This is a genomic window from Bacillus cereus group sp. Bc061 (assembly GCF_027715825.1).
GTDB lineage: Bacteria > Bacillota > Bacilli > Bacillales > Bacillaceae_G > Bacillus_A > Bacillus_A paranthracis.
On record NZ_JAQFTZ010000001.1, the window covers coordinates 990,564 to 1,012,474 of the forward strand.

The window sequence follows — 21,911 nt, forward strand, 5'->3', positions numbered from 1 at the left end:
TTAATATGATTAGGAGAATGTTAAAAAGAGATTTCTCTCAAAATAAAATGATAATTACCATTTTATTTATGTTTATCATGTTATCAAGTCTTTTAATGGCTAGTGCTTCAAGTAATGTTATAAATCTATTGAACTCAATGGATCAATTGGTTAAAGTATCAAACGCACCGCACTTCGTACAAATGCATGCCGGAGAAGTAAATCAAAAGTCAATTGATTCCTTTGTAGAAAAAAATCCGTTTGTAAAAAAACAGCAAACGGCTGAGATGGTTCAAATAAATGGATCTAACATTTTTATTAAAAAGAAAAATCAAGCAGAACATAATAGTGTAATGGACATTAGTTTCGTGAAACAAAATAGTAAGTTTGATTTTTTATTAAATTTAAATAATGAAGTGGTCGATGTTAGGAAAGGGGAAATAGGTGTACCCATTTATTATATGCAAAAATATAATTTGCGTATGGGAGATAAAATATGGGTTATTAAAGATAATAATGAACTAGAATTTACGATTTCAGCATTTGTTCGTGATGTTCAAATGAACCCATCAATCGTTAGTTCAAAACGATTTGTAATAAGCAATAAGGATTTTGAAAGAATAAAAAGAAATTTTGGAGAAAGCGAATATCTTATTGAATTCCAGCTAACAGACGAATATAAAATAAATGAATTTGAAAATCTATATAAGTCATCGAACTTACCTCAAAAAGGTCCCTCTATTACGTACTCACTATTTAAAACACTCAATTCATTAACAGACGGAATAATAGCTGCCGTACTTATCATAATAAGTGGATTATTAATGTTAATTGCAATGTTATGTATTAGATTTACGATCATTACTTCGATGGAAGAAGATTATCGAGAAATTGGTGTTATGAAAGCAATTGGGATTCATAACAAAGATATTCAAAAATTATATATAACAAAATATATTGTGATTTCAGCTGGTGGATGTATATGTGGATATATACTCTCACTATTTGTTACAAAAATCTTCACTTCAAATATCACCCTTTATATGGGGGCGGCAAATAAAAGCATTTTACACAATATTGTGCCATTCATAATTACAACATTGTTATTTTTAGTCGTTATCCTGTTCTGTCGTATTATTTTGCGGAATTTTAGGGGAATTACAGCAATAGACGCTTTACAATCAAGAGATAAACTAGGAAAAAGAAAGATTAGAAAATCCTTTTCACTCAAACAAACTAAATTTACAAATGTAAATATATTTATTGGTATACAAGATGTTATAAAAAGATTCAAGTTATATCGTGTGTTAAGTATCGTATTAATAATAGCTGTGTTCATGATTGTTGTACCTGTTAACTTTTTGTATACGATTCAGTCACCGGATTTTGTAAATTATATGGGAACAGGAAAAAGTGATATTCGAATAGATTTACAGCAAACTGAAAATATAGAGAAACGTTTTAAGGGTGTTATTTCATATGTAAAAAATGATAAAGAAGTAGAAAAATATGCAACATTTGTTACGAGTACATTTAAAATGGTAAACGCTGATGGTACACATGAAAACTTAAATGTAGAAATGGGAGACTTCACTAAATTTCCATTAGACTATATCCAAGGTAGGGCACCAAAAAATGAAAATGAAATTTCTCTTTCTTATATGAACGCAAATGAATTAAAAAAGAATGTAGGGGATCATATCGTTTTATTTGTTGACGGGAAAGAGAAAACACTAACGATTAGTGGTATGTATCAAGATGTAACGAATGGTGGGAAAACAGCTAAAGCTAGTTTTTCTAATAATAATGAAAATATATTATGGTATGTAGTAAATGTAGATATGAAGCCTAAAGTGGATTTGCAAGAAAAAGTGAAGGAGTATAAACAAAAATTTAGTTCTGTAAAAATAACAGATACAAATGATTATGTAACGCAAACTTTAGGAGAAACAATTAAACAATTAAGACTCGTGACACAAGTGGCTATTTTGATTGCGATATTGATATCAGTTTTAATTACTGCAATGTTTTTTAAAATGTTATTAGCAAAAGATTCTTCGCAAATTTTAATTATGAAAAATATCGGTTTTTCTAGTAAAGATATTCGTATACAGTATATAACACGTTCTATCTTCATTGTATTATTAGGCATTGTGATAGGGACATGTATAGCTGCTACGTTTGGTGAAATGTTAGTAAGTTGGTTAGGGTCTTTTATGGGAGCTGCTCATATAAAGTTTGTCGTGAATCCTATCGTTTCTTATGTAATATGTCCAGCTATATTATGTATATGTGTGACTGCAACAACGCTTTTCAGTAGTTTTACTATGAAACAAACAAACGATGTAAAGCCAAATGGGGAGTAGGGGTGTATCACTTGAAAAAAATTTTAGAAGTAAAGCAAGTAAACAAAACATATTCAATGGATGGAAATACAAATTATCACGTGTTAAAAAATATAGATTTAGAGATTTATGAGGGAGAATTTGTATCGGTCATGGGGCCTTCTGGTTCTGGGAAATCGACATTACTATATAATATTAGTGGAATGGATCAAATGTCATCAGGAAGTGTAAAAATTGATAGTAAAGAATTATCATGTATGAAAGAAGAAGCGTTAGCGAAATTACGTCTTACTGAAATAGGATTTATTTTTCAGCAGAGCAACCTTCTTAGAAACTTGAACCTATTTGATAATATCATCTTGTCAGCATATTTAGCGAAATGTGAGAGTAAGAAAATAGTAAATAAACGTGCTCTAGAGCTAATGGAGAATATGGGGATAAGTGATATAGCGTCTCATTATATAACCGAAGCATCTGGGGGGCAATTACAAAGAGTCTCTATTTGTAGAGCGCTCATTAATAATCCAAATATTATTTTTGCAGATGAGCCGACTGGTGCTTTAAATTTAAAATCAACAGAAGAAGTAATGCAAATATTATTAAATATTAATCGTGGTGGAACGACCATTATGTTAGTCACTCATGATGTGAAAGTAGCAGCAAAAACAGAAAGAATTCTTTTTATGGCGGACGGAGAAATTGTTAGTGAAATACAGTTAGGTAAGCTTAGGAACGATGATTTAAAAGCGCGAGAAGAGAAGTTGTTAAACTGGTTAGCTGTACTTGGATTTTAAAGAGAAAAACTCCTATTGAATGTAGGAGTTTTTCTTTGTCTTAAAGTTCTAAAAGATATATAATAATTTTCTGAATATTAAAATTGGAGGGGTGCAAATGAAAAATGAAACGTTGCACACGCAAGAAGATATTATTAAAATGCTGGATTCATTATTAAGACCAGCAGAACCATTTTGGAATGAATTTTATGCGAATAGAGAAAAAGATGTTCCGTTTTTTGAAAATGTTCCAGATGAGAATCTAGTTTCGTATATACAAAAAAAGCGGGTTTCAAAAGGAAAAGTACTGGAACTTGGATGTGGTCCGGGTAGAAACGCAATTTATCTAGCAAATGAAGGGTTTGATGTAACAGCAGTAGATTTATCTATAGAAGGCATTAGCTGGGCGAAAGAGAGGGCGTTAGCAAAAGGAGTAGAAATTGAATTTATTTGTGATTCAATTTTCAATTTAGAGGTTCAAAATGAATTTGATTTTGTATACGATTCGGGCTGTTTGCATCATATTCCACCACATAGAAGAGTCAATTATGTGGATTTAATTAAAAACGCATTGAAATCAGGTGGTTATTTCGGATTAACGTGTTTCGCGGCAGGTGATTTAGATGAGCGAAATGGATCAGAAATAACAGATTGGGACGTATATAGAGGATGGAGTTTACAAGGAGGTCTTGCTTATTCGGAAGAAAAACTAAGAGAGATATTTAAAGGATTTGAAGTGATTGAAATTAGAAAGATGGAACAGATTGAACAACCAAATACTATGTTTGGAGAATCATTTCTTTGGACAGCATTATTTAAGAAGAAATAAGAATGTAGATAATTGACAAACTCATCGTTTTTATAGACAATATAATAATGAGAATGTATGTTCGTTTTTGTTAACCGATGTATATTTTGCATAAATACATAACAAGGGGTTGTCTCTAAATGAGTAACACAAATCAAAAAATTACTACGTTTTTAATGTTTGAAGGAAAAGCTGAGGAAGCGATGAATTTTTACACGTCGCTATTTGATCAATCAGAAATTGTAAGTATCTCTCGTTACGATGAAAACGGACCTGGTAAAGAGGGTACTGTCATTCATGCAACGTTTACATTACACGGGCAAGAGTTCATGTGCATAGATAGTTATGTAAATCATAATTTTACATTTACGCCAGCTATGTCTCTTTATGTAACTTGTGATACGGAAGAAGAAATTGAAACAGCTTTTAATAAACTAGCGGAGGATGGAGCAGTACTTATGCCTTTAGGTGCCTATCCGTTTAGCAAAAGATTTGGTTGGTTAAATGATAAGTATGGTGTGTCTTGGCAGTTAACACTTGCTGAATAAAAAAGAAAAATTGTAGCTTATTTGTTTAATGGGTTCGGTTAAGAGCTTGAGAAATTAAATAACATTAATAAAGGTATTCCAACTGTCAACAGGTTTGTAATGCCTTTTTATGAGGATGATTTTGGTGGAACAAGGATATTAGATAAGCATATTAAAACATTTATTGCTACAAAAGCTATAAAGTTAAAGGTTGATTAAGAATTTTGACTTGTCACACGAGACGTTAGTCGAAGAAGGTTCTTAAAATAGTATATATAAAAGGAAAAGGGTGGAACTTTCCATCCTTTTCCTTTTATATAATTAGGTTATGCTTTTTATATTAAGAATTTTGTTGGCCGAATCTTTTCCCAAGTTTAGCTAGCAGTTCAGGCTGATCCCCTTGGCTCATTACAACTTCAACAAAGGTAAGTTGATCCTTATCATTACTTATTTTAGTTAAGACTTCTTGTAACTCTATTTCATTTTCCACTTTACATGTTAGGCTTTTTTCTTCTGTTCCGAATACGTTCGCTAGTTTTGTGTAATCCCACATTTGTATGTCATTATACGGTTCGTTTTGACCATGAATTGCACGTTCAACAGTATAACCATTGTTGTTAATTAAAAATATAATTGGGTTTAAATTTTGACATAGTATAGTTGATAATTCTTGGACAGTTAATTGAAAAGAACCATCACCAATAATTAAAATGTTGCGCCGCGATAAATTAGCGAGCTGTGTACCAAGTAGAGCAGGTAACGTATAGCCGATCGATCCCCATAATGGTTGCGCTACATATGTAGTGTCGTTTGGTAAAGGGATAGCGGCACTACCAAAGAAAGGTGTTCCTTGCTCTGCAAGTAAGACGTCGTTTTCTTGTAAGAAATGGTACATTTGCTGCCAAAAGCGTTTTTGTGTAACCATTTGTAGCTTTGGATTAAACTTTTCAGTAATTAATATTGATTCTGAAATAAATGGCTTAATATCAAGCGTTTCTTCATTTCGATGTTCAATTACATCACTTAACTGTTGTAAAACATCTTTCATTACAACTGGCCCATATTTTTTATCTGTAATTTTCACAGTGTAGGGATGAATTTCAATAACTTGTTCTTTCGTAAAACCTTGTGTGAAGCCACCTGTAATAGTATCAGTTAACTTCACACCAATACTAATAATACAATCAGATTCATCAATTCGTTTACGCAAGTATGGAGAACTTACATCACCAGTATAAATCCCTATAAATTGAGGGTGTTTTTCTGGAAATATTCCTTTTCCCATACTTAACGTTGCAATAGGAAACCCTGTTTTTTCTACAAATTGATATAAATATTCTTTAGCATGAAAACGATCCACTTCAAAATCAGCTAAAATAATAGGTTTCTTTGCGCTATTTATTTTTGAAATGGTATGTAGAAGCATTTTATCCAGTGTTTCTTTATTACTTAAAATCGGTTTATGTAAAATTGGTTCTGTAGGTTTATTAATTGGTTTATTATACACATCAATCGGCAAATTAATATGAACAGGGCGTTTTTCATTCCAACATGCACGTAACACACGGTCAATTTCCTCAGCAGCATGTTCAGGGGTCAAATTTGTTTGTGCAACAGTGATTTCTCGATACATTTTGGAAAAATGATCGAACTTTCCATCACCTAACGTATGATGAACGAGTGCTCCATTTTCCATTACTTTTGTTGTTGGTGTGCCCGTGATTTTTATAACTGGTACGTTTTCGGCATATGAGCCGGCAATGCCGTTTATGGCGCTTAATTCTCCAACGCCAAAGGTGGTAATAAGAGCTCCGATTCCTTTTATGCGAGCGTACCCATCTGCTGCATATGCCGCATTTAATTCATTACAATTGCCAATCCACTCTACATTTTCATGTGCTATTACATCATCTAAAAAAGCCAAATTATAATCACCAGGGACACCAAAAATATGTTCAATTCCTAATTCGCTTAGTCGGTCTAATAAATAAGTACTAACAGTATATTGCGTTTTCAAGTGAATCATCTCCTCATTGTTTTGCTGTCTTGTAATAAACGTAGAGTATGGATTTAAAAATTCATTACGAGAATGTGGTATAATTTACATACAGGGGGAAAGTAGATGACACAACATAAAGAAGAACAGATGAATGAAGCATTAGCCTTATTTTACTTTGCATATAAAACATTTACTGAAAAGCCAGATGAAATTATAAAAGAGTATGGCATACAACGAGTACATCACCGAATTTTATTTTTTATCGCACGCTTTCCAGGTATAAGCGTAAATGAGTTATTATCACTGTTAGAAATAAGTAAACAGGCTCTACACGGACCATTACGACAACTTGTGGAAAAGGGCTTAATTGAGAGTAATGAAGCTATACATGATCGCCGTGTGAAACAGTTATCTTTAACAGAACAAGGTGCCGATTTAGAGAAAAAACTGAGCGATGTACAAAGACAACAAATGGGTGCTATTTTTTCAAAATTTGGTGAATCATGTGAAGAAAATTGGCATCAAGTTATGAATGAAATGGCACATAGCCGATCAGGTTTTGATGCTTGGATATCGAAAAGGGAAGTTGCAATCGATCAAAAATAAAAAGAAATATATCTGTTTTTATAGTTTGAAAAAGAACAAATTTTATCCATACATTTGGCAACTATGATTTGGTCATAGAGTGAATGGATAAAAAGATACATTACTAGATACTTTATACGTGTACGCAATGGAACAATAAAATTCACATTTCCGAAAGGGGAATTATTATGATAAAACTTGTACTTATTCGTCACGGACAGAGTTTATGGAATCTTGAAAATCGCTTTACTGGATGGACAGATGTAGATTTATCAGAGAAAGGATTAAGTGAAGCGAGAGAAGCAGGAGCGATATTAAAGAAAAACGGATATACTTTTGATGTAGCTTATACATCTGTATTAAAACGAGCAATTCGGACGTTATGGATTGTACTTCATGAGATGGATCTTACCTGGGTGCCAGTACATAAATGTTGGAAGCTAAATGAAAGACATTATGGTGCATTGCAAGGTTTGAATAAAGATGAAACCGCGCAAAAATATGGTGAGGAGCAAGTTCATATTTGGAGAAGAAGTATTGATGTAAGACCACCTGCTCTTACTGAGGATGATCCCAGGTATGAAATGAATGATCCAAGATATAAAGCACTGAAAAAAGGTGAGTTTCCATTGACAGAATGTTTAGTGGATACGGAGAAAAGAGTACTTGCTTATTGGCATTCAGAAATTGCGCCGAAATTAAAGAATGGTAACAAAGTAATCATTTCATCACATGGTAACACAATTCGCTCGCTAGTAAAATATTTAGATAATCTTTCAAGCGATGGTGTCGTTTCATTAAATATTCCAACGAGCATACCACTCGTGTATGAATTAGACGATGATTTACGTCCAATTCGTCATTATTACTTAAGTATGGATGGAGAAGTACCTGAAGGGGAAATTCCGAAACATATTTCTTTTTAACATGAAAATTTGAAACACATGCTTGTCTACATATACAATGTAGATTCAAGATAAAAGACGTGGTACCTTCTAATGTATATGCGATGTAACTAAATTTAGAAGCTTGTCCACGTCTTTTGTCATAAAGAGAGTTGCTTGTGCATGTAATGATATCGTGAGTAGTTTTTGAATGGAGGGTGATGTCATTGGTGATCTCTAACATTCGAATCGGCTTATTTATTTTAGCAATCGTTTTTCTAGTACTTGTTTTCTTTTATTGGAAAAACGAAGAGTTGTACGAGGAGAAGAAGCAACGTATTAGAAAGACTTGGTATGGGTTGTTTATAATATCAGTCACCGTGTATTTCATGATAAAAGGAATTGATTTAACCCTCTGGAAAAATCTTTTAATGTTCACTGCAATGGTTATTTTCGTTGATATTGCATTTATTTTAACACCTAATATTTCAGAAATATGGGGAGCGAAATTTAGCGATATCGGCAAGACGGTTCAATCGATAAAACGGTCATTAATTGCTTCTAAAGCAAGGGGAGAAATATACACAACAATCATTCAAAATGTCAATCCAGCAGTGTTCGGTACGATGGAATGGCATACGGAGGAAGAATACACAAAAAGCTTAAACGCATTTTTAGATTCGTATGGGGAAAAGATTGGAGCAAAAATTGTTGTATTTGAAGCGGCAAAGGAATTAAATACAAACTTTCGTGGTATCCGTTCTCAATTTAGTACTATGATTCCGTTAGAGTACATTGAGCAATTGAATGAGCAGAGAGCAGTACAAGTAGAAAATGTCGGAATTATACCAGCAAAAATAGTGAGTGATGTTTTCATTGTTATTGACGGGAAGAAAAATAACCTGCAAGATCGAGATTTTGAAAATGTATATAATTTAACAATACATCATAGTTATTTTAGTAAATAAGGACAGAAATTTTTTCTGTCCTTTTCACTTATACATAAAGGTAAAGCGAATTTAGACAAACTTGTATAAAATCGGACAATCATTCCTACACTAGCACGTAGAGGTGATTGTAGTGATAAAAAATAATGACAATGATTTTTTTAAAGAAGATAATGAAGATACAACGGATTTCTCGTTAATTAAAGGGGATACGATGCAGCAAGTAGAAGATTTAGAAGATGAATTAAAAAGAAAATGATACTTGTACATGCTGTTTACATTTACGATATAATATAAATAGAAGAATGTATATTTTTGAAGAGGGGGAGAAGAGATGGCTGAAGTAAATGTACAAAAGTCTTCGTTTTTTTAAGAAAAAAAAGAAGAACCGAATACAGATTTCTCTCTTGTGAAAGGTGCATTGACTCAAAATGTAGATCGATTAGAAAAATTTGTAGAGGCAATTCCATATAAGTATATAAAAGAGGGTAATGTAAAAGAGAATGCGTAAAAACATTCTCTTTTACATTACCTCTTTATGATTTGTTTATGCGTTATTTCTTTTTTTGTTTAAAAATGACTTTATACATATAATACCCAAGGGCTGCAAAAATGAATCCAATAACAGCACCAACTATTTCTTTCATAAACAATAAGTATAACGAAGCAATAATTAGTGTAAATAAGATTAAAATTAATACATACTTTGAAATAAATTCTAACCCTTTGTACACTAGTAGAATGACACCTGAAAGAACAGTGATGATAGGTAATATCCTATTTTCGAAAAAACCTTCCTTTTTTTTGCTAGAATGCTGTTGTTTATTCAATATAAATATACTCCCGTCTTAAAGGATTAATGTTTTATTAGTTTTGCTATTTCATTTTCGAAAAGATTTTTGGTTAAATAGGTTATATCAAAGGAATCATTTATTATATTTCGAGTTAATAGCCATTGGGTGTTTGTTGATTCAATAACAAAGAATCCATTGTTAGAAATAACCTCATTCTTTTCTGTTGTATCTAGACGTATAATAGTGTAAATAGAGTGTGTTGTTTTTAAATTTATTATGTGTGAAAAATTATTTTAACCAAAAATATATTAGATTATAATTCCAATAAAATCTACTTTTTTATAATATCAAATATTATTATTAAATAGTAGATTAATATTGGTAATTTTATGATAATTAACAAAAATGAAAAAGAGAGAATGCCAGGTAGGAGTTGAAGATACAACAGATTTCTCGTTAATAAAAGGAGATACATTACAGCAAGTAGAAGATTTAGAAGATGAATTAAAAAGAAAATGATACTTGTACATGCTGTTTACATTTGCTATATAATATAAATAAAAGATTGTATCTTTTTTGAAAAGGGGGAGAAGAGATGGCTGAAATTAGTGTAAAAAAGTCTTCATTTTTTAAAGAGAAAAAAGAAGAACCAAATACAGATTTCTCTCTTGTGAAAGGTGCATTGACGGAAAATATAAATCGGTTAGAGAAATTAATGAATAATGGTACTTCAAAATATATGAGAGCAAAAAAAGAGAAAGAAAATGCATAGTGCATTTTCTTTCTCTTTTTATATGCAATTTAAATGTTTAACAAGCAGATATTAAAGTATGAAATAGAAAGTGAAAATAATGAATCATGGTATAATGATAAAAGACTTACATATTATTTTGTTATTTTGAGAGGAGCTTAAAAATGTATTCTACTTTAGAACAATTAACAAAGCACCCTGTGTTTTATCATTTTGCAGAAATTTCAAAGATTCCTAGAGGATCAGGTAATGAAAAGGAAATTAGTGATTTTTTAGTTGGCTTTGCGAAAGAGCGTAATTTAGAAGTGATTCAAGATGAGGCATTAAATGTCATTATTAAAAAAGAAGCGACTGCTGGTTATGAAAATGTACCAGCTATTATTATTCAAGGGCATATGGATATGGTTTGTGAAAAAAACCAAGCAACCGTACATGATTTTGAAAAAGATCCAATTGAATTAAGAATTATCGGGGACATGTTATATGCAAATCAAACGACTTTAGGAGCTGATAATGGTATTGCAGTTGCATATGCATTAGCTTTATTAGATTCAAAAGACATTCCACATCCAGCACTAGAAGTAGTTATTACTACTGAAGAAGAAACGACAATGGGCGGAGCTTTCGCTGTTGATTCAAATCATTTTGAAGGAAAGATTTTTATTAATATTGATTCTGAAGAAGATCATAAATTGCTTGTAAGTAGCGCAGGTGGTGCAAAAGCTGTTGAAACGATTCCAGTAATTTGGGATGAAGCACCAGCGAATATGGATGCATACCGTCTATATGTCGGTGGTCTAAAAGGCGGACATTCTGGTATGGAAATTGATAAACAACGCGGTAATGCGAACAAAGTATTAGCAAGAGTATTACATGATTTATCAGTAAATATTCAATTTGATATAAGTGAAGTTCACGGTGGATTAAAAACGAATGCAATTCCGCGTGAAAGTGTAGCTACAATCGTATTACGTACAGAAGATGTAGAGAAAGTAGAAGAAAAACTAGAATCATGGACACGAGTATTACAAGAAGAAATGCGTGCTGTTGATCCAGATGTTCATGTTACACTTACAAAATTGGATGAGAAAGTAGAAAAAGTATTTGCTAAAGAAACAAAAAAGCAACTTATTTCATCATTATTCTTAATTCCGAACGGCATTCAAAGTATGAGCATGGATATTAAAGGTCTAGTAGAAAGCTCAACAAATTTAGGTGTTATTGAAACGTTGCAAGATGAAATTAAATTACGTAACGAAGTGAGAAGTTCTGTAAGTAGTTTAAAACAACATATTACAGATGAGATTAAATGTATTGCGGAATTAGTTGGCGCAACATTTGAAATAGAGTCAGAGTATCCAGAATGGCCATACAATCCGAATTCACAAATTCGTAATTTATTTGAAAAAGTACATCAAGAAAAATACAATAAAGATGTTGAAATCTTCGCTGTACACGCTGGGATTGAATGTAGTGTATTCGTTCAAAAGATGCCTGAATTAGATGCGATTTCATTCGGTCCAGATATATTCAACGTCCATACTCCAGATGAACATATTAGTATTTCTTCTGTTGTGAATAACTGGGGATTCTTCGTTGATGTAATGAAAGGTACGAAAGAATTAGCTAAGTAATAATGATGAAATGAAAAATAGCCTATAAAATTTTATAGGCTATTTTTTTGTATAGAGTTTTATTAGAAATTCGTTTTTATGTAAGTATTTCATTTTTGCTTTTATTTCTAAAAGAGATTGTACCAAAGATTGCTCCGGATATTGCTCCGATTAAAGTCGTAAAAATTGCACTCCATGCTGTAAATGACATTATTACAATACCATTATATATAGTAACATCGAATGTATCTCCATGCTTTAAGTCACCAACTGCTAACTCTTCTATAAAAGCTGCATTATGATGTAATAAAAAATAGTTTTGCCACCGCCAAGTATCTAAAAATCGTGATTCTTTTTGTGTAGGTTGCGATCCAGCAGAGGCAGGTGGGAGCGTACCAATTGTATTTGAATATAAAAATCCTCCAACAGTCAATGCGCCAATAATGGTTGATTGCCTTAAAAATTTCATCTTTTAGACCTCCTAATTAATAAAGAATTTAGAAATCGTTTTTGTAAAAAACTAGCTGTGAAATCTAAAGGATGATAATATCTTCTATAATCATATTAATATTTATAGTAGAGATATGGTTCATAATAAAGGGGGAATACATATGTGGAAGCGATTTGTAGCGATTGGTGATAGTTTTACAGAGGGGATAGGGGATGAAGTTGAGGGAATTGCATTAAAAAGCTGGGTAGATCATTTTGTTCAACTGAGTGTAAACGATATAGAATATGCCAATTTTGCAAAGCGTGGGTTAGTAACGAAAGAAATTCGCTCGCAGCAATTGGAAAAAGCATTAGCTTTTAAACCAGATTTGGTTAGTCTAATTGCGGGTGCAAACGATGTATTAAAAGGACGTTGGAATCATTATGCATATAAGGAAGATATGAAATGTATGATAGATACATTAAGTAAAACAGGTGCTGATATTATGATAGCAAACCTTCCAGATTTTACAGTCAGACTTCCATTTTCTACAGAAAAAAAACAAGTGTTAAAAGAACAATTATTAGAGGCAAATGAAGTTATACTTTCATTGAGTAGAGAGCATCAGCTTCATCATATTGACTTTTGGAATCATCAGTTAGTTAATGACAATACGCTTTGGTCTAAGGATTTCATTCATCCAAACTCAAAAGGATATGTAAAAGTTGCTGAACTGATCTTTAGTAGTTTGCCTGTACATGATGCTTCTAAATAAGCTTTTGAATGAACTAATCCCTTGCGCAGGGGGCTTTTCATATTTTCTGTTGCAGAACCCTTAGTATAAGGGTTCTTTTTTGTATCAAAAATCTAAAAAAGATACAATTGGAGAACTCGAACTAAATGGAACAAATGAAACTTGTATCTTGTCTATATATTGAAACCATAATAAAAGTGAGGGCAGTTTTTATGTTTATTCAAATAAGTTTGAGGTGTGGAAATGGAACAGACGTTTATTGAAAAGTGTAATCATGATGAGCTGGACTATGTTATAAAAGACTATTGGCAAGATGTATGGAATTATTCATTTATTATTACGAAAGATCCACACTTATCAGATGATATCACGCAAGATGTATTTATAAAGGTGTTTAAAAATTGGAATTCATTTCGAAAGGAGTCATCTATTAAAACGTGGATTTTAAAAATCACAAGAAATACGGCAATAAACTATTTGAAATCCTCCTATTTTAAAAGGATATCTTTAATAGGATTTTTTAGTGACGATAAGCAATCCCTGTCAGCAGAACAAGAATTTTTTAACCAAGAAGAGATGAATGAGGTGTGGAAGGTTGTATTAAAACTACCTAAAAAGCACCGTGAAATAATTATATTGGACGCAAAATATGAATTATCATATGAAGAAATGGCTGAAACATTAGGAGTATCCATTGGAACTGTAAAATCGAGATTAAGTAGAGCGAGAAGTAAGGTTTCAAAATTAATAGGGGAGGGTAGTAGTGATGAACAATAAACAAAATCCTGACTGGTATAGAAAAATAAAAAAAGGCCCAATGGAGAATCGTAAAGATGAAGAAGAATTTATTTCTAAAATAAAGCAGTCTATATACGAAAATAATGAAGTGGATTTTGTAAAACATAAAAGACCATTTCATAAAAAAGCATTACCTATTGTAGTTGTTTTAGTTTGTACAATGTTATTTTTCATTGTTCAACAACCTTGGCTTGATGATAATAAATCACCAGTACAAAGTAGTACTCAAATTAAGCCTAAAACAAAAGATGAGTCTGCTCAAGATCCATCATTAAAACAATTTATGAATGAACTATATCAAAGTACGAACTCAAAAAATGAAAATGACCTGTACAAAGCGTTAAATGATGAAGTTCTATTTAAAGGGAAGAGTTATAAGAAGGATGAACTGAAGTTTGATGAAGATATTTTTCATGAGTTGCAAGTCGCCCTTACAATGGGAGGAGAATTTGTAAATGATACAAAGCAAGTATACAAAGTACCAAGTGGATTAACAGAAAGTAATCAATCAAAACAAGTGCATTTTATATATGCAACTGTTACTGGAAATAAAACGGAAATTTTAGCTGAACCAAAGCGAGAATCACAAGTTTTATATGAAGTATCTAATGAAATGGTAAAAGCTTGGATTCCAGAAAAAGTGCAGAATGATGGATATATAAAAATATCGACAATTAACGGTAATACTGGATATGTACAAAAAGAGTATGTTTTAACTGATATTAAATATTCATTTATGCTCGAAAAGAATAATGAAGGTTTATGGAAAATTATAAATATAGATTCTATATGGTAAAAGAGGAAGGTTCATTTTAATGAACCTTCCTCTTTATTTTCTTTTTGAAGAGTATTCCAGGAATCTAAAATTTCTGATGTAACGAGAGCAGCAATGTTTTTTTCTGAATTACTACCAGGAATAACGACAGAAACGGCAATCTGTGGATCTTCGGTAGGAGCATATGCAATGAATAGAGAATGATTGATCATTCTTGCTTGCTCATTCGGAAAACCTGTAATACCTGTTTTACCAGCGACGTCGAAGGGCAACTTTTTAATCTCCTCTATATTTTGACTCATTCCACCTTGTACGACACTCCAAAAGTTCATTGGGTAACGATTTGAACTTTCTAAAATTGGTTTAAACTTTTTTGTTTCTTTACCATCTTGACCAATAATAGCACTTGCCATTTGTGGTTTATATTTATCACCTTTACTTGCTAAAGTTGCTGCATATTGAGCGAGTTGAAGAGGAGTATGCACTTCATTTCCGCCCCACGAGGCATTTAATAAAGCGGAGATTCCATTTTCAAACTTATTAGAAGGATGGAATTCATACTGACCGTCTTCTTCAAAGGGTAAATCAATCCCGGTTTTAGAACGTAGGCCGAATTGCATTAAATAATCTGTCCATATATGTGCCACTTTTTCTATATTGCCATTATGTTGGTTAAATAATGGAAGAGCTACTTTTGCTGTCATAAATGTGTTAGATGAATTAATGATAGCCTGCCTCGGTGTAATCTCACCTGTTGGTGTTCCGGGTGCATTTGTAATGTTATTTTGATTATCATACTCAAAAGTACCGTTATCTAAATACGTATCTTCAGGTTGAAAAAGCTTTTCGTTTAATCCAATTAAAATAGTAAGTGGCTTTATAGTAGAAGCCATATTTACATAAGATTCACCATATTTTAATTTTTGAATTGCTTTATTTTGCGAAAGTGATTTTATGTTATTTATTTTAGTTGTTACATGTGTATGTAATATATTTGGATCAAAAACTGTTGAGTTGGCCATAGTTAAAATCGCGCCAGTTTTTGTATCGCTCACTACAGCATAACCAGCTTTAGCATCAGGTAATTTCTTAATTTGTGATCGTAATGCTTCCTCTGATTTTTGTTGCAATTTAGAATCTAAAGCTAGCCTGATATCCTTACCTTTTTGTACTTTTTGAATGTTCCATAAGAACTCTTTGTTATTCATTTTAAAAATAAGAGTTTTACCCGGTTTTCCTTTTAAATCATCTTCATATTGCAGCTCAATCCCACTTTTTCCAACCGGCATATGCTTTGAATTAAGGTTATTTTCTACATACCCAATTACCTGTGAACCAATTTCATGTTTAGGATAATATCGAATCCATTCATCTTTAATTATTACATTATTCGGTTTGTTTTTGTCTATGAATGCAAGTTCATTCTCAGCTATATCAGAGTATAACGGTATATCATGCATAGTCTGTTTTTTACAAGATTGTTGTAATTGAGATTTTATGCTCTCTGAAGAAATATCATGTTGAAACTTACTTGAAAATTGATCGAAAAAAGCTAATGTGTTTGATGTATCTTGTTTCGATAACTTTTCATCATTAGAAGTGCAATATAGAGACTTAACTTTCTTATTTGTAGCTAGTATTACACCATTTTGATCAAAGATTTTTCCTCTTTCAGCTGAAGAAGTTGCGATAGTAATTGAAATGAAGTTGATTTTAAATAAAATTAGTAAAATCAAACCTACAATAGAAAGAACCGCAAAAAATCTCCATTTTTTTATTTTTCTATGTAACATAAAATCCTCCCTTTTGTAGCCTATTTCATCTTATAGTTAATTATTTTTTTTGTAAATGTGGAACAACTTTATTATTTAGATTGTCTATTAAGTATTACAGCATGAAGAAAGGAATAATCAGTATGAAAAGTTACTAGCCAGCCTATGTGTAAATATAGTATGAGTCACATTGCAAGCGACAAAAAACTAGAGAGAAAAAAGGAAGGGAGGTTTATCAATTACGCGGCTATACCAAAAGAAATTGATACTTACAAGGATTTAGAAAAAAAGATAAGACATTATTTATAACCGAATAATGGTTTGTAATATATAGGGAACGTTTAAGTATTAGTGAGAAGTTCCAGAAGAATTATATGGAGGATTTATGAAAGAACAAAAAGGAAAGAAGCAGAAGACATATATATCTATTCGATTAAATATCATGTTCCTTTGCATATTTTTACTATTCTCAGCTATTATTATGCAGCTAGGAAAAGTACAAATCGTTGAGGGAGAGGCTTATAAGAATCAAGTGGAAAACAGTCAAAATGCAACAACTAGCATTCCAGTTCCGCGTGGACAGATTTTAGATCGAGAAGGGAAAACGGTCGTTAATAATAAGTCTCTTCGTACAATTACGTATACCAGGGTGAAGGGGATTACGAGTGACGATATTTTAAAAACAGCAAAAGACTTGGCGAAAGTACTTGAAATGTCTGAACAAGATATTAATAAATTAACTGATATCGATAAAAAAGATTTTTGGATGCAGTTGAATACGAAACGTGCGGAGACAAAGATTACTAAGAAAGATATAGAAACGTTTAAAGAAGAGGGAATAGAGGGAAAAGAGTTAGATAAAAAAATAGAAGATTTAAGACGAAGTCGCGTTACAGAAGTAGAATTGGGTGAGTTAACAGAACAAGATTTAAAGGTGTTAGCTATTAAAAGTAAAATGAGTTCAGGTTATCAACTAACACCACAAATTATTAAAAAAGATGTAACAGATGAGGAGTATGCGCGGATAAGTGAAAATCTTGCGGATTTTCCAGGAGTAGATGCAACGGTTGATTGGGAACGTAATTATGTAAATGGTAATTTGTTTCGTTCCGTATTAGGTAATATTACGAGTAGTGAAGAAGGTCTGCCGAAAGAAAACTTAGATTCTTATTTGGTACGTGGATATAACCGTAATGATCGTGTCGGAAAAAGTTATATTGAACAACGATATGAAGATGTATTACATGGTACAAAAGAAGAAGTGAAAAACATAACTGATAAATCAGGAAACATTATAAATACAGAAGTAATCGCTAAAGGAAAAAGTGGTAAAAGTTTAACATTAACGATTGATATGGAATTACAAAAGAAAGTGGAAGAAGGTATAGAGAAAAATTTGAGAGCTTTTAAGAGTTCAGAGCCGCTGCTCGATCGAGCTTTTGTCGTCATGACGAATCCAAAAAACGGACAGGTTTTATCTATGGCAGGCAAAAAGATTGTAGAAAAAGAAGGAGTACTAGAGATTGAGGATTTGGCATTAGGTAACATGACAACTTCGTATGAACTAGGATCAGCTGTAAAAGGTGCAACTTTATTAACTGGATATGAGACGGGGGCAATACATCCAGGAGATCAATTTTATGATGCACCGATGAAATTTAAAGGTACACAAGCCAAGAAATCATGGAATGTATCTGGATTTGGTAATATTAATGATTTACGTGCTTTGCAAGTATCTTCGAATGTATACATGTTCCAGACAGCTTTAAAAATTGCGGGAGTTAATTACGTACCAAATGGCTCATTGGATATTAAACAAGGAGCATTTGATACGATGCGTTATTATTTCAAGCAATTTGGTTTAGGTGTCCCAACAGGTATCGATTTACCGAATGAAATAATTGGACAAACGAGAAAAGTAGATAGTCAACCTGGTTTTTTACTAGACTTTTCCATCGGTCAGTATGATACGTATACGCCATTGCAATTAGCTCAATATATTTCAACGATTGCGAATGGTGGTTATAGAATGCAACCTCAAATTGTACAAGAAATACGAGAACAATCAATTAAAGAAGAGGTTGGTAAAGTTATTCGTTCTATAGAGCCTGTCGTATTAAATCGGATTGATATGAAGACAGAATATATTGATCGAATAAAAGAAGGGTTTAGATGGGTATTCCAAGAAGGGGATGGAACTGGCGTAAAGCATTTCAAAAATGCTCCATATAAACCAGCAGGAAAGACAGGGACAGCCCAAACTGTGTATGGTGGAGATGATCCAATTGGTAGAAATGCAAAAGGAGAACGTATGGAATGTTACAACTTAACGTTAGTTGGATATGCTCCATATGATAATCCAGAAGTAGCATTCTCAGTAGTAGTTCCGTGGCTTCATAATGATAAAAGTGGAATTAATTCTATAATTGGAAAGGAAGTTTTAGATGCATATTTTGATTTAAAACAGCAACGTATACATGGTGAGGGTGCTAGTACAGAGAGTCCTAATCAAAATTAGTAAAATTTGTGTACTTTTCTCAGGGGAAGAGACCCTATTTTATATAAAGCATTTATAAGTAAAAAGATGAGGTGTGAAATAAGGGGTAGCGTCGATCATAGTTGCTACTCTTTAGTTTGTTAATAACACCGATATTAGTTATAAAATTTTTTTAGATTATGGAACAAATTTATTTTAGTGATTGTCTATTATATGTAAGTAAAAAAAGTGTTAAGAATTTGAAAGGAATGATGATTTTGAAAAACAAGATGCTGCTAAAAATAGGAATATGCGTTGGTATATTAGGTTTAAGTATTACAAGCCTAGAAGCTTTTACAGGAGGACCATTGCAAGTTGAAGCGAAAGAAAAGAAAGGGAAAATAAAACATAAAAACCAGGCGACGCATAAAGAGTTCTCTCAACTTGAGAAAAAATATGATGCTCGATTAGGTGTATATGCAATTGATACTGGTACAAATCAAACAATCGCTTATCGACCTAACGAAAGGTTTGCCTTTGCATCAACTTACAAGGCTTTAGCGGCAGGGGTATTACTGCAACAGAACTCTACTAAGAAATTAGATGAAGTTATTACTTATACGAAAGAAGACTTAGTGGATTATTCACCTGTTACAGAGAAACATGTAGATACTGGAATGACACTAGGAGAAATTGCGGAGGCTGCTGTTCGTTATAGTGATAATACTGCAGGGAACATTTTATTTCATAAAATAGGCGGACCGAAAGGATATGAAAAAGCGCTTAGAAAGATGGGGGATCGGGTTACTATGTCTGATCGCTTTGAAACAGAGTTAAACGAGGCTATTCCAGGAGACATTCGTGATACTAGTACAGCAAAAGCAATTGCTAGGAATCTTAAAGATTTTACGGTCGGAAATGCGCTTCCGCATCAAAAGCGTAACATTCTTACAGATTGGATGAAAGGGAATGCTACAGGAGACAAACTTATTCGGGCAGGCGTGCCAACTGATTGGGTAGTTGCAGATAAATCAGGAGCTGGAAGTTACGGGACAAGAAATGATATTGCTATCGTTTGGCCACCAAATAGATCACCTATTATCATCGCAATTTTATCTAGTAAAGATGAGAAAGAGGCTACCTATGATAATCAACTAATTAAAGAGGCGGCTGAAGTTGTAATCGATGCTATTAAATAATAATCTCTTAGTTATTTCAGTTCTTTACCATATGTTATTGGATGTATAAAATTAGAAAACGATTCTTTTTCGTATGAAAAGAATCGTTTTTGTGTTTTTATTATTAAGAGGATAAAGGTAAAATAAATATATATGACGTATCCGATGTGAAATTTCATGTACTGTACTATATTCAATAAAAATCAAAAATGTATCATATAATTCTGTTAACATAAAATAAGTGTTTTATAAAAATAAAAGGAGAGAATATGAAGAGAAATATTAATAGAATCATATTGTTTATTGGCATATTAGTAGCTTTTATTACTTTTTTATATTTACAGAACAATTTAATAGGTATAACTGAGGTTAAAATAACCTCTAGTAAAATACCCTCCTCTTTTAAAGGGTATAAAATTCTACAAATTTCAGACTTACACAATAAACAATTTGGCAATAAGCAAGGTGTATTAATTCAAAAAATTGAAAGCATAGACCCAGATATTATTGCGATTACGGGTGATTTAATTGACAGTAAATCATACGATGCAGAAGTTAGTATGCAATTAATACGAGAAATTGTAAAGAAGTATCCTGTATATTTTGTGACAGGAAACCATGAACAATGGTCTGGAAAGTATAACCGTTTAGAAAAAGAGTTGAAGAAATATGATGTCAATGTTTTAAGGAATGAACATGTAGGCATTCGAAAGGGTGAGCAAGAAATAAACTTGCTAGGTATTGATGATCCGGAGTTTGTAACTGGAAACCGTGATGAAGGAAATATTGTAAAAGATGCAATTTTAAAAGCGAAATTTGAAATGCCTCCAAATACATTTGATGTATTATTATCCCATAGGCCTGAATTTTTGACAGAATACGCTGATGAGCAACTAGATTTAGTATTATCGGGTCATGCTCATGGAGGGCAAGTTAGATTGCCATTTATTGGCGGGTTAGTTGCTCCGAATCAAGGGGTATTCCCTACATATACAGCTGGTTTATATGAAGAACAAAATACGTCTATGGTAGTAAGTAGAGGATTAGGTAATAGTATCATTCCGCAAAGGATTTTGAATAGGCCAGAACTTGTAGTCGTGCAGCTAAATTAAGCTGTACGATTTTTTTTATACAAAAATGAGTAAAGGGGCTTTCTGTATTTTGCAGGAGTAAACATTACAATTTTGTTAAAAATTTTCTACGTTACATAAAGTAACAAAATTTGACCCTCAGTGTTTGTTATAGTGTAAATAATCAAAAAACTTAAAATTTGTCGAGTGAAAAGTGTGATAAGTAATTCATGTAAAAAACTTAAAGGGGTGTACACATGCATAAAGAATACGAAATTGAAGAGTATACGGCGATTGAGGAACAAATACATTATTATTGTAAATGTTTATTAGTAACTCATCCTGATCAAATTATAAAGTATTTAGAAAAAAGATTAGAAAAATATGCAGAAACATTACAATATGCACATTTATATCCCGACACAGTTATATTACCGTTACAGCAATTAGTTATCGAATATTCTTTAGATGTTGCTAGAATTAGGAAGTATATGAATTTAAAAACGTAAAGTAAAATTTATAGTTTAAATGAAACAGAGTCGACTTTAGGAAATAAAATTCTAATGTCGACTCTGTTTCATTGTTTAATGTCGTCGAGTGAAAATACATACTAATCAATGAAGTTTGACATATAATTACGCAAGAGTAAAATA

General features: G+C 32.2%; 21 protein-coding genes and 1 pseudogene. 18 read left to right on the plus strand and 4 right to left on the minus strand.

All coding sequences use genetic code 11. From position 1 onward, the window contains the following. Positions 1–5 precede the first annotated feature (5 nt). The 4 genes from PDQ40_RS05095 (at position 6) to PDQ40_RS05110 (ending at position 4,453) form a co-directional block, all read left to right on the plus strand. Positions 6–2,345, plus strand: coding sequence for an FtsX-like permease family protein (locus PDQ40_RS05095; RefSeq protein WP_002170240.1), 2,340 nt, complete (start codon positions 6–8; stop codon positions 2,343–2,345). Positions 2,346–2,356: 11 nt separating this feature from the next. Continuing rightward, on the plus strand, positions 2,357–3,118 hold the full coding sequence (locus PDQ40_RS05100; protein ID WP_000721687.1) for an ABC transporter ATP-binding protein: 762 nt from the start codon (positions 2,357–2,359) through the stop codon (positions 3,116–3,118). A 97-nt stretch (positions 3,119–3,215) separates the two neighbouring features. Further along, positions 3,216–3,926 carry a class I SAM-dependent methyltransferase gene (locus PDQ40_RS05105; protein ID WP_000787480.1) on the plus strand — a complete coding sequence of 237 codons (711 nt, stop codon included), beginning with the start codon at positions 3,216–3,218 and terminating at the stop codon, positions 3,924–3,926. 119 nt (positions 3,927–4,045) lie between these two features. Beyond that, entirely contained in the window at positions 4,046–4,453 is a 408-nt protein-coding gene (locus tag PDQ40_RS05110) for a VOC family protein (protein WP_000072485.1), read from the plus strand. Positions 4,454–4,772: 319 nt separating this feature from the next. Here the strand turns inward: PDQ40_RS05110 and PDQ40_RS05120 are convergent, their stop codons facing one another. Then, complete coding sequence (locus PDQ40_RS05120) at positions 4,773–6,458, minus strand: alpha-keto acid decarboxylase family protein (RefSeq protein ID WP_270691262.1); 1,686 nt, start codon at positions 6,456–6,458, stop codon at positions 4,773–4,775. Positions 6,459–6,554: 96 nt separating this feature from the next. Here PDQ40_RS05120 and PDQ40_RS05125 point away from each other — a divergent pair, with 96 nt between their 5' ends. The 5 genes and pseudogenes from PDQ40_RS05125 (at position 6,555) to spoIISB (PDQ40_RS28110) (ending at position 9,358) form a co-directional block, all read left to right on the plus strand. Then, positions 6,555–7,037 carry a MarR family winged helix-turn-helix transcriptional regulator gene (locus PDQ40_RS05125; RefSeq protein WP_000191884.1) on the plus strand — a complete coding sequence of 161 codons (483 nt, stop codon included), beginning with the start codon at positions 6,555–6,557 and terminating at the stop codon, positions 7,035–7,037. 167 nt (positions 7,038–7,204) lie between these two features. Beyond that, a complete protein-coding gene (gene gpmA, locus PDQ40_RS05130) occupies positions 7,205–7,942 on the plus strand; it encodes a 2,3-diphosphoglycerate-dependent phosphoglycerate mutase (RefSeq protein WP_000594124.1) in 738 nt (245 codons plus the stop codon). 188 nt (positions 7,943–8,130) lie between these two features. Next, positions 8,131–8,868, plus strand: a complete 738-nt coding sequence (locus PDQ40_RS05135) for a type II toxin-antitoxin system SpoIISA family toxin (protein WP_001997496.1) — start codon at positions 8,131–8,133, stop codon at positions 8,866–8,868. A gap of 112 nt (positions 8,869–8,980) precedes the next feature. Continuing rightward, the gene (locus PDQ40_RS05140) at positions 8,981–9,106 is read left to right on the plus strand and encodes a hypothetical protein (RefSeq protein ID WP_000594608.1); all 126 of its coding nucleotides are present in this window, start codon (positions 8,981–8,983) and stop codon (positions 9,104–9,106) included. Between the two features lie 75 nt (positions 9,107–9,181). Beyond that, positions 9,182–9,358, plus strand: a pseudogene (spoIISB, locus tag PDQ40_RS28110) (stage II sporulation protein SB). 43 nt (positions 9,359–9,401) lie between these two features. Here the strand turns inward: spoIISB (PDQ40_RS28110) and PDQ40_RS05145 are convergent. After that, the gene (locus PDQ40_RS05145; RefSeq protein ID WP_001041552.1) at positions 9,402–9,677 is read right to left on the minus strand and encodes a hypothetical protein; all 276 of its coding nucleotides are present in this window, start codon (positions 9,675–9,677) and stop codon (positions 9,402–9,404) included. 559 nt (positions 9,678–10,236) lie between these two features. Here PDQ40_RS05145 and spoIISB (PDQ40_RS05150) point away from each other — a divergent pair. Then, on the plus strand, positions 10,237–10,413 hold the full coding sequence (gene spoIISB, locus PDQ40_RS05150) for a stage II sporulation protein SB (RefSeq protein WP_000808045.1): 177 nt from the start codon (positions 10,237–10,239) through the stop codon (positions 10,411–10,413). A 143-nt stretch (positions 10,414–10,556) separates the two neighbouring features. Beyond that, a complete protein-coding gene (gene pepD, locus PDQ40_RS05155; RefSeq protein ID WP_000287526.1) occupies positions 10,557–12,026 on the plus strand; it encodes a beta-Ala-His dipeptidase in 1,470 nt (489 codons plus the stop codon). A gap of 76 nt (positions 12,027–12,102) precedes the next feature. Here pepD and PDQ40_RS05160 read toward each other — a convergent pair whose 3' ends face one another. Next, a complete protein-coding gene (locus PDQ40_RS05160) occupies positions 12,103–12,474 on the minus strand; it encodes a DUF5065 family protein (RefSeq protein ID WP_270691263.1) in 372 nt (123 codons plus the stop codon). Between the two features lie 142 nt (positions 12,475–12,616). Between PDQ40_RS05160 and PDQ40_RS05165 the strand changes: the two genes are divergently transcribed. From PDQ40_RS05165 to PDQ40_RS05175, 3 genes are all read left to right on the plus strand, one after another. Next, positions 12,617–13,210 carry an SGNH/GDSL hydrolase family protein gene (locus tag PDQ40_RS05165; RefSeq protein ID WP_000265898.1) on the plus strand — a complete coding sequence of 198 codons (594 nt, stop codon included), beginning with the start codon at positions 12,617–12,619 and terminating at the stop codon, positions 13,208–13,210. 222 nt (positions 13,211–13,432) lie between these two features. After that, positions 13,433–13,966, plus strand: coding sequence for an RNA polymerase sigma factor (locus tag PDQ40_RS05170; protein ID WP_000438330.1), 534 nt, complete (start codon positions 13,433–13,435; stop codon positions 13,964–13,966). Further along, positions 13,956–14,783, plus strand: a complete 828-nt coding sequence (locus PDQ40_RS05175; protein WP_001060755.1) for an SH3 domain-containing protein — start codon at positions 13,956–13,958, stop codon at positions 14,781–14,783. Before PDQ40_RS05170 ends, PDQ40_RS05175 begins: the two co-directional genes overlap by 11 nt. An 11-nt stretch (positions 14,784–14,794) precedes the next feature. Here the strand turns inward: PDQ40_RS05175 and PDQ40_RS05180 are convergent, their stop codons facing one another. Then, positions 14,795–16,555 carry a peptidoglycan D,D-transpeptidase FtsI family protein gene (locus PDQ40_RS05180; protein ID WP_270691264.1) on the minus strand — a complete coding sequence of 587 codons (1,761 nt, stop codon included), beginning with the start codon at positions 16,553–16,555 and terminating at the stop codon, positions 14,795–14,797. A gap of 364 nt (positions 16,556–16,919) precedes the next feature. Between PDQ40_RS05180 and PDQ40_RS05185 the strand changes: the two genes are divergently transcribed. The 4 genes from PDQ40_RS05185 to PDQ40_RS05200 all read left to right on the plus strand — a co-directional run bounded on the left by PDQ40_RS05185 (position 16,920) and on the right by PDQ40_RS05200 (position 21,767). Continuing rightward, on the plus strand, positions 16,920–19,052 hold the full coding sequence (locus PDQ40_RS05185; protein WP_270691265.1) for a peptidoglycan D,D-transpeptidase FtsI family protein: 2,133 nt from the start codon (positions 16,920–16,922) through the stop codon (positions 19,050–19,052). A 230-nt stretch (positions 19,053–19,282) separates the two neighbouring features. Next, entirely contained in the window at positions 19,283–20,209 is a 927-nt protein-coding gene (gene bla / locus PDQ40_RS05190; RefSeq protein WP_442866573.1) for a class A beta-lactamase Bla1, read from the plus strand. Positions 20,210–20,457: 248 nt separating this feature from the next. Next, positions 20,458–21,300, plus strand: coding sequence for a metallophosphoesterase (locus PDQ40_RS05195; protein WP_000827833.1), 843 nt, complete (start codon positions 20,458–20,460; stop codon positions 21,298–21,300). 215 nt (positions 21,301–21,515) lie between these two features. Further along, positions 21,516–21,767, plus strand: coding sequence for a hypothetical protein (locus tag PDQ40_RS05200; RefSeq protein WP_000548624.1), 252 nt, complete (start codon positions 21,516–21,518; stop codon positions 21,765–21,767). Positions 21,768–21,911: the final 144 nt, after the last annotated feature.

Coding starts and splice junctions, on each gene's coding strand:
- PDQ40_RS05095 (WP_002170240.1), top strand. CDS start 6: ATGATTAGGAGAATGTTAAAAAGAGATTTCTCTCAAAATAAAATGATA.
- PDQ40_RS05105 (WP_000787480.1), top strand. CDS start 3,216: ATGAAAAATGAAACGTTGCACACGCAAGAAGATATTATTAAAATGCTG.
- PDQ40_RS05110 (WP_000072485.1), top strand. CDS start 4,046: ATGAGTAACACAAATCAAAAAATTACTACGTTTTTAATGTTTGAAGGA.
- PDQ40_RS05120 (WP_270691262.1), bottom strand. CDS start 6,458: ATGATTCACTTGAAAACGCAATATACTGTTAGTACTTATTTATTAGAC.
- PDQ40_RS05125 (WP_000191884.1), top strand. CDS start 6,555: ATGACACAACATAAAGAAGAACAGATGAATGAAGCATTAGCCTTATTT.
- gpmA (WP_000594124.1), top strand. CDS start 7,205: ATGATAAAACTTGTACTTATTCGTCACGGACAGAGTTTATGGAATCTT.
- spoIISB (WP_000808045.1), top strand. CDS start 10,237: ATGGCTGAAATTAGTGTAAAAAAGTCTTCATTTTTTAAAGAGAAAAAA.
- pepD (WP_000287526.1), top strand. CDS start 10,557: ATGTATTCTACTTTAGAACAATTAACAAAGCACCCTGTGTTTTATCAT.
- PDQ40_RS05160 (WP_270691263.1), bottom strand. CDS start 12,474: ATGAAATTTTTAAGGCAATCAACCATTATTGGCGCATTGACTGTTGGA.
- PDQ40_RS05165 (WP_000265898.1), top strand. CDS start 12,617: ATGTGGAAGCGATTTGTAGCGATTGGTGATAGTTTTACAGAGGGGATA.
- PDQ40_RS05170 (WP_000438330.1), top strand. CDS start 13,433: ATGGAACAGACGTTTATTGAAAAGTGTAATCATGATGAGCTGGACTAT.
- PDQ40_RS05175 (WP_001060755.1), top strand. CDS start 13,956: ATGAACAATAAACAAAATCCTGACTGGTATAGAAAAATAAAAAAAGGC.
- PDQ40_RS05180 (WP_270691264.1), bottom strand. CDS start 16,555: ATGTTACATAGAAAAATAAAAAAATGGAGATTTTTTGCGGTTCTTTCT.
- PDQ40_RS05185 (WP_270691265.1), top strand. CDS start 16,920: ATGAAAGAACAAAAAGGAAAGAAGCAGAAGACATATATATCTATTCGA.
- bla (WP_442866573.1), top strand. CDS start 19,283: ATGATTTTGAAAAACAAGATGCTGCTAAAAATAGGAATATGCGTTGGT.
- PDQ40_RS05195 (WP_000827833.1), top strand. CDS start 20,458: ATGAAGAGAAATATTAATAGAATCATATTGTTTATTGGCATATTAGTA.
- PDQ40_RS05200 (WP_000548624.1), top strand. CDS start 21,516: ATGCATAAAGAATACGAAATTGAAGAGTATACGGCGATTGAGGAACAA.